This window comes from Vibrio sp. A37, from assembly GCF_059777565.1.
The window spans coordinates 110,721-123,705 of record NZ_JBLNLI010000006.1 but is presented as its reverse complement, the minus strand read 5'-3'; the positions used below and the strand labels follow the sequence as shown (position 1 = coordinate 123,705).

The window sequence follows — 12,985 nt, the reverse complement described above, 5'->3', positions numbered from 1 at the left end:
GAGTAAGTACATGCAGTGGAGAATACCAATAGGTTTGTTAGCTTTGGCTAGCACTCCGTTGGCTTTTGCAGACGCAACTGTTGAAGAGAGAATTGAGATACTCGAACAACAAGTTGCTAGCTATCAAAGCCAAATGGCACAGGATGCCGAAGAGGATGGACGTTTTACATTTGGTGGCTACTTAAGTGTTGGCGCAGGTTATGAAAGCCAGCCTTATGGTTATGATGGAATGGGGACAGACAAGCGCTCTGATTGGGAGCAACTGTCTCTGGTTGGTCTACAGATGAACTATGATTTTAGCAACAGTACCTCGGTTGGTATCCAAGGTGTGGCTAAAGGTTCAGATGATTGGTCGATAGACGTTACTTGGGCGTACCTTAAACATCGTTTTGATTCGGGCTTAACGATGAGAGCTGGGCGTTTAGGAGTACCACTTTACATATACTCAGATTTTATTGATGTTGGTTATGCCTATCCGTGGGCTCGGACACCAGTCAACGTATACGGTCTGATGCCATTCACCAATTATACTGGGGTGGATGCTACGTATAGCTTCGATCTCGATGCTTCGAGTTTGCGTGTTCAAACTTTCTATGGTTCAACCAACCCAGATACGACATTTGGTACCACGAACTTTCCAGTTATCTATGGCTTAAACCTGACACTCGATTACGATGATATGATGTTTCGTGTTGTAGGGGGAAAAGCGAACGGAGTGACTCTGGATAGCGGCAACTCTTCATTTCCAAATAGCTTCCTAGTTAATGGGAGCACTTCCCTTAATTTAGGTGAGTTGAATGATGAAAACGCGTTCTTCTTAGGCTCTGGCTTTTCTTACGATGACGGTGACTTGTTAGTTATTGCTGAACTGATAAGGCAGTACACTGCAGGTGTGTATCCAGACTGGAACTCGGGCTACATAACCTTTGGTTACTATGTTGATGATTTCTTGCCTTATGTTACAGCTGGCTTTATTCGCTCTACGGATGACAGCTTGCGCGAATCAAACTCTTTATCGCAGACATTTTTTGACACTATGTACAACACCTATTCGATTGGGGTGCGTTGGGATTTATACGAAAATATTGCGCTGAAAGGTGATGTGACCTTGTTGGACAATTTTGGTGATACCAATGGTGCATTAGCGGGTAAAGCCGCGAAAGCATTGGCCAGTCAATCTACGACAGATAGTTTAGTCATCTATACTGTTAGATTAGATTTAACGTTCTAGGAGGCAAATGATGAAATGGTATTTCTTAATGTTTGCTTTTCTATTAAGTTTTGCAAGCGTAGCAAACGCAGAGATTGTAGTCATTGGCAGTAAAAGCATGCCTGAATTGTCTAAATCTCAGGTAAAAAGTTTATTTTTAGGCAAGCTTAATAAAGTCGAAGGTGTAGACCATGTGCAGGTTCTTTACCTTGCAAAAGGCGACCCTACACGTCAAACGTTTAATAAGAAGATATTGAAAAAACGTGAGAATCAATTGAAATCTTATTGGACTAAAATGATGTTTACTGGCGAAGCAAAAATGCCAGAAAGCGTGCCAAACAGTGTAGATATGATCGCTAGTGTTTCAAAAAGCACGGATACAATTGGCTATGCTAATGCAGCCAACTTAAATGATTCGGTCAAAGTGTTGTATAAGTTCGACTGATTTGCTGATTGTATTCACCTGTAGTGTAAGAGAGCCTCGGCTCTCTTTTTTTGGCTTCTTCAAATTCATCGAATGAGACGATCAAAATTTCGTGATGTTTTAATTGCGCAATATTTCATACGCTAAATACGTGCAACAAAAATTCCATATAGGGGGAAATTATGATCACAGTGAGGCATAGCGATGATAGAGGCCACGCTAACTTCGGTTGGCTGGATACAAAACATAGCTTTTCATTTGGAGATTATTATGACCCCGAGCACATGGGTGTATCTGTGCTGCGTGTGATTAATGACGATATCATAGAGCCGGGAAAAGGGTTTGATACTCACGGGCACCGAGATATGGAAATTCTCACTTATGTAATTGAAGGTGCAATAGAACATAAAGATAGCCAAGGAAATCGTCGAATTCTTTCTGCTGGCGAGTTCCAGTTAATGTCTGCGGGCAGCGGTATATATCACAGTGAGTACAATCCTTCAGACACTGAAACCTTGAGGCTATTGCAAATCTGGATTAAACCGAATCGTTTTGGTGAGTCTCCTGAATACCAACAACGGGACTTTGGTAGTAAGGCAGGTTTTACAACTATTGCTACGCCAAATGGCATCGATAGCACACTGAGGATTAAGCAAGATGCGACCTTATATCAATTAGTACTTGAGCCAAACAGCACAGCCACGATTGATGCAAGTTTGGGCCGAAATATGTATGTGCATCAAGTCAGTGGCGAGCTTCTACACATTAACAATGTTGCTCTAGAAGCTGGTGATGGAGCCCATCTTGATGCACCAAGTGAAGTAGAGTTTGTCAATAAAAGCTCAGAGCCTGTTATCGCATTAGTCTTTGATTTACCTTGAATTACAAGAAATTAGCATCACGCATGAGGTCGACAACGGCCTCTTTTTGTTCACTAGTTAGACTTTTGAGTGGTAGACGAGGATTGCCAGCATCAATATCATGTAGTGTCATCGCTGCTTTACCCGCCGCAACGCCTCCAAATTCTATTAGGACATCAATTAATGCCAAAACGCTATCCATTTTGTTGAGCACAGCTTCGTGATCACCGCATTCAAATGATTCGATGATCGAGTGAAAATGTTTTGCAGCGTAGTTATATGTACTTCCTACAGCACTTTGAGCCCCTACCGCTAAGGCTCCAGGGAGAAATTCGTCTACGCCCCAAGGTATGTCAAACTTCCCATCACAAACACGCAAACAGCGTTGGTATTCATACAGATCATGACTGTTGAATTTGATACCTGATAGGTTAGGAATCTGCTTATCAGCCTCGAGTAGAAACTGCTCCATATTTAGATTCACACCTGACATTCCTGAGTGGTAGTAATAAAATCTTTTTGAAGGTGCAGCTTTGGCAACTTCGGCACAGTAGTTCACCAATTCTTTTACACTACTGGGTTTAAAGAAGCATGGTCCAATCACTGAGGTTGCAAAAATATCTAGAGTTTCCGCGTGAGCGGTAAGCTCGAGGGTGTCTTTGATGCTTAATGCGCCAGTGTGAATGATGAGATCTAGCTGTCCATGACTAGCCTTAACCCATTGCTGAGCAATTGCTTTTCTTTCATCCACACTACAATGAACTCCTTCTCCTGTGGTCCCACATATATAAGCTCCTTTGACTCCTTGAGTGATTAGGTGGCGCGCTATTTTATCGATTTCAGACAAATTGACTTCGTTGTCTGAGGTAAAAGGAGTGTGCGGAGCTGCAATTAAGCCTGTGAGCTTTTTCATGTTTTCCTCTCTAAATAATCAATAAAACAGTTGGAAGTAAAACTTCATATCAAACTACATAAGTGGAGTTTTATGATGGTATGGAGTTATATTCCGTACTTCAAGACACTTTTGAGCAACATACTCATTTATGTGAAGCTGATGGTCGTTTGGTCAATATGTAAATGTTTTATTTAAGAGGAAATAGCGATTATCGACGTCCCAAGTTTGCGGTGGAGTAATACTTCAATTTGACTCATAATAAGTTAAAATGCTCTTACCTATGAGTTTTATCAACAGAAGAGAAGCGCCAGTATGTCACAGCAGAAAACCAAAGCAGGCAATATTATTTATACAATTGGTAGCTTGTATAATAGCCTGACGCCTTCTTCAAAGCGGATTGCTGATTTTGTTGTCTCCCAACCGGAGAAGATTAGTCAGCTTTCTATTGCCGAATTATCTCAGTTGGTTAATGCAGGTGACGCTACGATAATTCGATTTTGCCGCACACTGGGTTTTAAAGGTTATCAAGACTTTAAGCTTGAGTTAGCTGTTGAAATGTCTACTTCTGAGTCTGTTGATTCCTCGATACTCGATACTGATATCACGCCAGATGATAGTATTGATATTCTAGGTAAGAAGCTGCAATCCGCGATAAATAATGTTTTATCGGAAACACTCACACTAGTTGATTTTTGCCAGTTAGAGCAGGCGGCAGCGTCTATCAGCCAAGCGAACGCCATTTACTTTTTTGGTGTTGGTTCATCAGGTATTAGTGCAGAAAGTGCGAAATATAAATACATGAGAATTGGGCTTAACGTGGACGCTTTTTCCAATAATCACTTCATGTATATCAAAGCTTCCTTGCTACAACCGGGTGATGTAGCTATCGGTATTAGCCACTCAGGAGAGTCACTGGAAACAACGAAAGCATTACAGCTAGCAAAAGACAGCGGCGCAACGACGATTGCCCTAACTCATAATCCTCGTTCAACCATGACGCAATATGCCGACAGCATACTCGTGAATGGTAACAATCAAGGGCAATTGCAAGGAGACTCCATTGGCACCAAAGTTTCACAGCTATTTGTAATTGATCTTCTCTACACATTACTAGTACAAAGAGATATGTCCGGTACGATGGCGAAGAAATTAAAAACCACGGAAGCGATTACTGATTAGAGAATATTCCGTTCAATCACGGATTTCAGTCTCAGAAAAAGCCAATGGAATTCTTCTAACTGTTTAATGTAAAAATCATCATCGAGTTCTCCTCTATTTCTCTAAGCTGTCGAAACTGGAAGTCGTCATGTGTTTTCTGGGCAATGCTTTGAATCGCATTAACCCTAACTAGTCGTGGAAAAAAACTACCTAGAAACTTGTCTTGAGTTGAGGTTATGTGGCTTTGTAGAGGCGGCTATTTTGATCTAAATTGAAATATTCTTGACATAATATTGGGAAGTAAAGTTTATAATCATAGGTTTGTAAAAGGATCATGCTTCTATTTTTCTTATCTGAGGGAAGAGATGAAGTTTACGATATAAATAAAACTGGAATATGAATGCAATATTAAACATTATGAATATTTATAGAATATCTAAACTGTCCTACCCAAATAGAAAATATAAGCAAACGGAGTTTATATTTAAAGCGATATTTTACTATCCTTACCTTAGATATTTATACAACCACATGAGTCCAAAAGTATTAGAATTGATTTTAGAGGCTCACCCCAAGTTTTTTAATAAATCTACCCGCCGGTATATGGCGATAGGTTTAAAGAAAAAACTCACGATGGATATGATTGTAAAACATCATAATTGGATAGAAAACAATGACTTAATGGATGTGTATAAAACAGGAGTACCTATCAGCAGTGTGATGATTGGCGAAGAGTCATATCATTTTATCTTGTCTTATGAGCGAAGATACTGGAAAGAAGGCGAATTAACGTTAAGGTTGACTGACGCTATTAATGATTATTATGTTCTATCTTTTACAATATATGAAAACAAGGCGTATATTGGTGGCGTTCAAGGACCAGAACATGATAATGGTTTTTCAAAAAAAGTGACAAAAAATCTATTTGGCCTACGCCCTAAATCTCTAATACTTGAAGTTCTGAGATTATGGCTTAAAAGTAAAGACATTCATCATATATTGGGTGTGAACAATGAAAACCATACATACGCGTCGATAAAGTATAAAAATATACATTTTAATTTTAATAGTTATTGGCAGGAACATGGCGGCAGAATTCTGGGTTCTAAATTCTATCAAATACCATTAGAACAAACTCGAAAAAACCTTGATTTACTTTCGAGATCGAAAAGAAAAATGTATAGGAAACGATATGAGTTTTTGGACAATTTAAGAGTCTAGTACTCCAAAAAATTTATGCTCTTTAGTAAGAAGTATGGACTTGGATTTGTTGAACGTTCATTATTTCAGCACATCTCATTACGCTTTCCTATAAACATCTAAACCCTCTTTGTCATTTTTAATTAGATTTGGTTGCTTATATTCACAGCTAAAGTCTACCGACCTACCTTCGCAATCGAGAAGAGTACTAGCCAAAACAGCTGAGCCAGCAATAATACGCTGGCTGTTAATGTCAACGAATTGAACATCGCAAACGCGTAGTACTGGCTTGAGAGAATATGAATTCCCATGCTTTTAGCAATCAGACTTAGCCCAACGAAAATAATGACAATTATAGTTACGATAACGCTGCCTTTTGCAGCGTTGTGAAAGTCTGTTTTACTTGGAATACAGTGAAAGCAGATAAGGCTGACCAATAGCAGTTTAGCAAATGAGCTTAAGCTTTTTGTTGCTGATAAAATCCAATCTATAACCCAAGCCCCAGCGTTGGAAAGTGTTGTCATTAGAGCTTGTTGGATATCCGTATCGTGTGAATAAACCATTACCCTTGGCCATTGATTGTGTACGTAGGCAAAGTACACAACGATACTAGCCGTTATTAATGGTGCGATAGCAATAAAAAAACATCCAATAGATTGATAGACAGAGCGAGTATTCCAGCTATGATTCACATATCCCAGAGCAGGGCTACTAAACGATAAATCAACGAGCTTCATATTTGTTATCTTATGTCGAAATAGAACACAGGCAGCTGCATGAGATAACTCATGAATAGGAGTACCAATAATGGCAGTCAGTTTGTAGATAGTTCGACTTAGAGGATTTCTACAAATAGTGGGTGAAAGCACGATGCTCATCATAGTATGCACAAGCGCTACGATGATCAGTAGCAAGGCTGAAGTTAACAGCAAAAGCAGCATTTAATTCCTAGGTGAATCTTAAACCAGTCTTAATCTAATGCTATCACCTTCTCCTATTTGATATTGTATGTTTTTAAGAAGGGTATACGCACACCGCTATAGGATTGCACCGTGTGGCTTAGCATATCTGAAACAGAAGCTATTTACCTTGACTGTCAGACATTTTATTGGTGAGCGCTTTAGGGGTATTTGTGCTCGTTTCGACTTTGACCCAAATCTTTAGTCGAGGTGAAATAATGGCAACAACAACGCCAAGTGCGAGATAACCAATGAACTTAGTTAAAGGCTCGTATTCAATTCCAAAGAAAGACAATAAATAAATTGCTGCAGTAACTAAAAAGACAAAACCACAAGCGACATTTACCGGCTCATGCAGTTCATACCCAGATATCGGCCCACGTTGTTTTGCCATCGTATCTCTCCTAATACGCACTAATTTCGCAATTTTTATTAGAGCTCAAATTCTCCACACCATATTGAACTCCCATCACATCTCAATACTTCCATTGAGACTTAGATCTCCATTCTGAAAATTAAACTTGAAGTATTGCTCCGATTGATAAAAATGGAGTAATACTCTCTTTTTTTATTATTTATGGAGTAAAACTATTGTGAGTAAGGTTAAGAATCGATGTCTAGAGGTGCTTACTCAAGGGTTTGTGTCTTCATGTCAACCAGTCGACAACGGGCCGATGGACGATCCAAGTATTGTAGCAGCCATGGCTCAAGCGAGTGTAGCGGGTGGCGCGGTGGCACTTCGCATTGAAGGCACCGCCAATCTAAAAGCAGTTCGCTCTCATGTGACTGTACCGATCATTGGCATTATTAAGCGAGATTTAGCGGACTCTCCAGTTCGTATTACGCCTTTCATCGAAGATGTGATTGCATTAAAACAGGCAGGTGCAGACATTATTGCTATCGATGCTACTGATAGGACTAGACCAGTTTCAATTCAGCTACTTATTGAGAAAATTCATGACTTAGGTTGTATTGCAATGGCGGATTGTTCAAATCTTGAAGAGGGGATCTATGCGCAATCTATTGGTGTAGAGATCATTGGCAGCACTTTATCTGGATATGTATCAGGAAATACACCAGATCAGCCTGATTTTGCTTTAGTTCGAGCGTTAGCTAAGCGCGGCTGCTTTGTGATGGCAGAAGGCCGTTATAACTCTCCAGAGTTATCTGCTCAGGCAATTAAAGCGGGAGCGAGTTGCGTTACAGTGGGCTCTGCAATCACTCGTATTGAGCATATATGCGAATGGTTTGCATTGTCCGTTCAACAAGCAAGAAATGAGGTCGCTAAATGTCTTCCTGCCTAGCACTCGATATAGGCGGTACTAAAATCGCTGCAGCTATCGTCCGAGATGGTCAAATCGAATCGAGAAAACAAATTGAAACTCCATCGTCTCATCAACCTCAACGGCTTATTGAGTCTCTTAGTCATCTGATTTCTCCATGGATAGATAACACAGATTGTATTGCAGTGGCCTCGACTGGGATTATCGATGAAGGGGAGTTGGTCGCATTAAATCCAGATAATCTTGGTGGGCTGAATCGGTTTCCTTTAAAAGCGACCATAGAAGAGTTGAGCAAGAAACCAGTCGTTGTGATTAATGATGCTCAAGCAGCGGCTTGGGCAGAATACCAGTCTATAGATGATCGCGTATCCGAGATGGCTTTTCTTACCGTCTCAACCGGAGTCGGTGGAGGCCTTGTTATTGGAGGTCAAATGGTTATTGGCCATCACGGTATAGCCGGTCATATTGGGCATACCATAGCCGATCCTAACGGGCCGATATGTGGCTGTGGTCGAAAAGGCTGCTTAGAGAGTATTGCATCAGGAAGAGCCATTGCAGCATTAGGTCGAGAATATTTTGGCAACGATTGTTCAGGAAAGACGGTATTTGAGTATTTTGAACAAAATGATCCACGTGCTATCGACATTGTATCCTGCTCTGCGCAAGCCATTGCCAACTCGGTTGCCAATCTAAAAATATCCTTTGACGTGCAAGTGGTTGTATTGGGCGGAAGCGTTGGATTGGCTCCCGGCTACTTACCCCTTGTCCGAGATTATTTATCCAACATGCCTGACGTTTACCAAGTAAAACTCAAACATGCACGGCACGGTGCTGATGCAGGGTTACTTGGAGCCGCGTCATGGGCAAATCAACAGCTAAAACAAGACGTGTAACCTCTACAACAAAAGGCTTATTTTATGGAAGCTCATTCATTTGGCACACTCAATTACGTGGCGTTGCTATTGTATCTGGCAGCAATCATGGCAGTGGGAATGTATTTCGCTAAACGGCAAAAATCTTCAGATGATTACTTCAAAGCTGGTGGACGAATCCCTGGTTGGGCGGCAGGGGTCAGTGTTTTTGCTACGACGTTAAGCTCCATTACTTTTATGTCTATTCCGGCGAAAGCGTATACAGGAGATTGGACATTTCTCGTTGGGCAATATATGGCTGTTGCTGTGCTTCCAGTGGTCTTTTGGTTCTATATCCCTTTCTTTCGTAAGCTGAATTTAACGTCTGTTTACGAATATTTAGAGAGACGTTTTGATGTAAAAATGCGCCTATTCGGCAGCATTTCATTTATGCTTTTTCACGTTGGTCGCATTTCAATCATTATTTATCTAACCGCATTAGCGTTAATGCCATTCGTTGATATCAGCCCACTAACCATTGTATTTTTAATTGGTGTACTTTGCATTATCTATACCTTTCTTGGTGGTATTGAAGGTGTTATTTGGACTGATGTAATTCAGGGGCTGATGCTGTCAGCTGCTGCAATTTTAATCTTTGTTATGATCTGCTTTAACGTTGATGGTGGGATGTTCAAGATATTCAGCTATGCCGCAGAGCAAGACAAATATTTCCCGGCTGATAAATTTGCTTGGAGCTGGACTGACAGCACGGTACCCGTGTTATGTATTGGTTTTTTCTTCGCAGCTTTACAGCAATTCACTGCTAGCCAAGATGTCGTTCAGCGCTACATCGTGACCGACAATATCGAAGAAACCAAGAAAGCATTGATTACCAATGCCAAGCTAGTGGCGTGTGTGCCTGTATTCTTCTTTGCTGTGGGAACGGCATTGTACGTTTACTACACTCAGCATCCTGAATTACTTCCAGCAGATTTTAATACTGGTGGGATATTACCGTTCTATGTTATTTCACAAATGCCAGCGGGTATCGCTGGGATCATTATTGCTGCTGTTTTTGCCGCATCACAATCCAGTATATCAAGTAGTCTGAACAGTATTTCCGCCTGTTTTACCTCTGATATTTACGAGAAGCTTAGCCAGAACCCAAGCTCGGAGCGTAAACTGAAAGTAGGTCGATTGCTTACCGTTATTTCTGGTGTGTTAGGTGTATGCGCATCTACCTATTTGATTTATGCAAATGAATCTGAAATTTGGGATGCGTTTAATAGCCTACTAGGTTTGATGGGAGGCCCAATGACTGGCTTATTCATGCTTGGCATATTTATAAAACGAGCTAATGCGTTGGGAGCGTTATTTGGTGTGGTGGTCAGCGTTGTCACTGTACTGTGCTTGCGTCAATTTACTGATCTGAATTTCTTCTTCTATGGGGTGTTTGGAACGCTTGTAGTGGTCATCGTAGGTTACGTAATGTCTCTATTTAGTGCTCAGCCGAAAAGGCAAAATATCGTGGAGCTTACCGTAGGCCAATAAGTCACTTATTTAACCTGAACTCGGGATAATAAAGTCTATAAAAACCAAGCGCTTAATGGATTAGTCCGTTAAAGATATCAGTGCCGATATTTTAGATGGATAACTAGGCAGAATCATAAGCAATAGCGAGTCTATTGCGTTGATTTTAACGACGTTAGACACTAAAAGAGCGGTGCTGATAGGCTTAAATTATCCCGAGATCAGGTTATTGAAATCCATAGGTCTTCATGGCCAGCCCAAATACGAAAAGTATTTGGGCTTTTTTTCAGTTGTTTTTCTTATAAACTCTTTCTGGTCGGCCGACTTTGCCATGTTGAATGACAGCGGCTAAAAAGCCTTGGGCTGTAAGGTATTCGAGATATCGTCGTGCCGTGGTTTTACTAATGCCAGTTATTTCGCCAAGGCTGACTGAGGTATAGATGCTTTCTGAGTCGGAAAAGGCGTTAATGACCAATTCTAAAGTTAGCTCGTCAATACCTTTTGGTAGGGTTGGTAAAGCCGATGACTTGGATTGGAAGTTGAATAGTTCATCGACATGGCGCTGATTGATATTGTCGCTGGCTTTTAAAGAGTTAGTGTACTTTAAATACCGCTCTAAGGAGTCTGAAAGTCTATCATAGGAAATCGGCTTTATTAGGTAATCAAACACGCCGCAGCGGACAGCATCTCTTACCGTTTCCATGTCATTGGCTGCGGTTATAAATATCACGTCCGGAGCGGGATGAGTTGCATTGATTTCCTTGAGAAGTTCAATGCCTTTACCATCTGTTAAGTAGTTATCTAGCAAAACCAACTTTGGCTTGAGTATGCGAAGCATCTGTTTGGCCTCGGCAATACTTTTTGCGATGCCAATTGGCCTAAATCGTTGGGTTTGCTGTAAATAGTGAGAGTGATAGTCTGCAAGGTTGCTCTCATCCTCCACGATTAACACATCGTATACTTCCATTATTTACTTTCTCGTTAGGAATAAAAATAGAAAAAATAGTGCCATGTGGCTCAGCGTCATCAATCAATATTGAACCACCGCAACTCGTTACTAGCTGATGAATCAAATAAAGACCAATGCCATGCCCAGGCTGTGTTTTACTACTGATCCCTTTTTCAAACAGGGATTCTTTTAGTGAATCTTCAATACCTAATCCATTATCTGAGACTTCAATAACCAATTCCGAGGCGTTGGCGTCAGACAATAGAAAAGTAACTTTGCGGTGGCTGTTCGCGTTAGCGATGGTTGCTTCAAATGCGTTGTCCAAAAGGTTGCCAACCACCGTTGCCAGTTCATCTTCCGTTAGCTGTGTTGGTACTTCAGATAATTGACAATATGGATCGAACTCTAGTGCTAGGCCTAACTCTTTTGCACGTCCATACTTCCCAAGTAGCAGTCCAGCTATAACCTTTGAGGAGAAGGTGCGAACAATGTGGTCGATAAAAACTTGATGTGACTCTGATTCTTTACGGATTAGATTTAGCGCTTTTTGATGATGTCCCAATTGAATTAAGCCACTCACCGTTGATAGTTTATTCGCGTATTCGTGGCTAAGCACTCTAAGATCATCGGTTTGTTGACGGACATTCATAAGTTGGGAAGTCAGAGTACTTTTTGAATCTCGAATTTTAAAGCTGGTTACCCAGCCAGAGTTCGGTTCATTTTGATTAAGAGGGACTCTTGTCGCGACTAATGTTTCTCCGTTGCAACTGATGATTTGAGGAAGATGGCTAGCTGTTGTAGAACTGATGTCTTCTCCGATAAAAAAGTCGGCCGGGGTAAGTATTTCCTTTACGTTTTTTCCTTGTATCAATTTTGACTGAGCCGCAACCCCCAGTATTTTAAGTGCCTGTTGGTTTGCAGAGATAATGTTTCCACTTTTATCAACAGCGATAATTCCTTCGTAGACTGCTTCTAATACCGATTTTTGTACTTGCAGCGTGGTGGCTATTTCCTTGGGTTCCATACCATACATCTGTCTTTTAATGTGTTTGGAAAATACCCAAGCCGCCGCCATCGAACTTAGCAGTATTAAGCCAAGTACCACAAAAAAAGGTGTGGAGTAGAGCAATAAAGTTGCATTGACACCACTGAGTAAGTATCCCACTGAAACTACGCCAACAATCTTTCCTTGCTTGGTTTCAATAGGCGATTTCCCCCGAACAGACCAGCCCAAACTACCTTGGCGCAGGGACGTATAGTGAAGGCCAAACTTAAGCGCTTTCTCGTTATCCCCCCCCTGCATAGGCAAGCCTATTTTGTGTGAGTTAGGATGCGCCAATCGAATACCGTGTTTATCACCGACGACAATAAATTTAGCGTCTGTAAGCGCTTGCAAGCGAGCAATTTGATTGTGTACCGCATTAACGTCTTCGTTTTTTACTGCGGTTATTAATTGAGGATCGCTTGCGATTTCTCTTGCTTGAACAAGAGCACGTTTACTTACCTGTTGCTTCAATACATCAGAGAAATAAAAGTGATAGAAACCTGCGATGATAGCGACTTGAAAAACAGCAACGGCAAGCAGGAGAAAAAGCACCCGCTGAGTGAAGGATAATCTTTGCTTGTGTTTGGAATTTGAAAAAAAAGCCATGGTATTTGTGTCATT

The 12,985-nt window shown here is 41.0% G+C and carries 13 protein-coding genes; 8 read left to right on the top strand and 5 right to left on the bottom strand.

The window, feature by feature from the left end:
* The first annotated feature begins 10 nt into the window (after positions 1–10).
* From ACM2FC_RS12435 to ACM2FC_RS12425, 3 genes are all read left to right on the top strand, one after another.
* Positions 11–1,231, top strand: a complete 1,221-nt coding sequence (locus ACM2FC_RS12435) for a hypothetical protein (RefSeq protein WP_498481238.1) — start codon at positions 11–13, stop codon at positions 1,229–1,231.
* Between the two features lie 7 nt (positions 1,232–1,238).
* Positions 1,239–1,655 carry a type 2 periplasmic-binding domain-containing protein gene (locus ACM2FC_RS12430; RefSeq protein ID WP_498481237.1) on the top strand — a complete coding sequence of 139 codons (417 nt, stop codon included), beginning with the start codon at positions 1,239–1,241 and terminating at the stop codon, positions 1,653–1,655.
* A gap of 161 nt (positions 1,656–1,816) precedes the next feature.
* Positions 1,817–2,515 carry a pirin family protein gene (locus ACM2FC_RS12425; protein ID WP_498481236.1) on the top strand — a complete coding sequence of 233 codons (699 nt, stop codon included), beginning with the start codon at positions 1,817–1,819 and terminating at the stop codon, positions 2,513–2,515.
* 1 nt (position 2,516) lies between these two features.
* On the opposite strand, the gene ACM2FC_RS12420 is transcribed toward ACM2FC_RS12425, so the two are convergent.
* Positions 2,517–3,407: a dihydrodipicolinate synthase family protein gene (locus tag ACM2FC_RS12420; protein WP_498481235.1), complete on the bottom strand. Its 891-nt coding sequence runs from the start codon at positions 3,405–3,407 to the stop codon at positions 2,517–2,519.
* A gap of 294 nt (positions 3,408–3,701) precedes the next feature.
* Between ACM2FC_RS12420 and ACM2FC_RS12415 the strand changes: the two genes are divergently transcribed.
* Together ACM2FC_RS12415 and ACM2FC_RS12410 are read left to right on the top strand one after the other, a co-directional pair.
* Entirely contained in the window at positions 3,702–4,568 is an 867-nt protein-coding gene (locus ACM2FC_RS12415) for a MurR/RpiR family transcriptional regulator (protein WP_498481234.1), read from the top strand.
* Between the two features lie 375 nt (positions 4,569–4,943).
* A complete protein-coding gene (locus ACM2FC_RS12410; RefSeq protein WP_498481233.1) occupies positions 4,944–5,768 on the top strand; it encodes a DUF535 family protein in 825 nt (274 codons plus the stop codon).
* Positions 5,769–5,923: 155 nt separating this feature from the next.
* Here ACM2FC_RS12410 and ACM2FC_RS12405 read toward each other — a convergent pair whose 3' ends face one another.
* The gene (locus tag ACM2FC_RS12405) at positions 5,924–6,688 is read right to left on the bottom strand and encodes a hypothetical protein (RefSeq protein ID WP_498481232.1); all 765 of its coding nucleotides are present in this window, start codon (positions 6,686–6,688) and stop codon (positions 5,924–5,926) included.
* Positions 6,689–6,827: 139 nt separating this feature from the next.
* Entirely contained in the window at positions 6,828–7,100 is a 273-nt protein-coding gene (locus tag ACM2FC_RS12400; protein WP_498481231.1) for a hypothetical protein, read from the bottom strand.
* Between the two features lie 199 nt (positions 7,101–7,299).
* Between ACM2FC_RS12400 and ACM2FC_RS12395 the strand changes: the two genes are divergently transcribed.
* From ACM2FC_RS12395 to ACM2FC_RS12385, 3 genes are read left to right on the top strand one after another with little or no spacing between them, the layout of a single operon-like run.
* The gene (locus ACM2FC_RS12395; RefSeq protein WP_498481230.1) at positions 7,300–8,010 is read left to right on the top strand and encodes an N-acetylmannosamine-6-phosphate 2-epimerase; all 711 of its coding nucleotides are present in this window, start codon (positions 7,300–7,302) and stop codon (positions 8,008–8,010) included.
* A complete protein-coding gene (locus ACM2FC_RS12390; RefSeq protein ID WP_498481229.1) occupies positions 7,995–8,882 on the top strand; it encodes an N-acetylmannosamine kinase in 888 nt (295 codons plus the stop codon). The genes ACM2FC_RS12395 and ACM2FC_RS12390 overlap by 16 nt, the downstream gene beginning before the upstream one ends.
* Before the next feature lie 24 nt (positions 8,883–8,906).
* Complete coding sequence (locus ACM2FC_RS12385) at positions 8,907–10,391, top strand: sodium:solute symporter family protein (protein WP_498481228.1); 1,485 nt, start codon at positions 8,907–8,909, stop codon at positions 10,389–10,391.
* 265 nt (positions 10,392–10,656) lie between these two features.
* On the opposite strand, the gene ACM2FC_RS12380 is transcribed toward ACM2FC_RS12385, so the two are convergent.
* The gene (locus ACM2FC_RS12380; protein ID WP_498481416.1) at positions 10,657–11,340 is read right to left on the bottom strand and encodes a response regulator; all 684 of its coding nucleotides are present in this window, start codon (positions 11,338–11,340) and stop codon (positions 10,657–10,659) included.
* Positions 11,303–12,970, bottom strand: coding sequence for an ATP-binding protein (locus ACM2FC_RS12375; protein ID WP_498481227.1), 1,668 nt, complete (start codon positions 12,968–12,970; stop codon positions 11,303–11,305). The genes ACM2FC_RS12380 and ACM2FC_RS12375 overlap by 38 nt, the downstream gene beginning before the upstream one ends.
* Between the last annotated feature and the right edge of the window lie 15 nt (positions 12,971–12,985).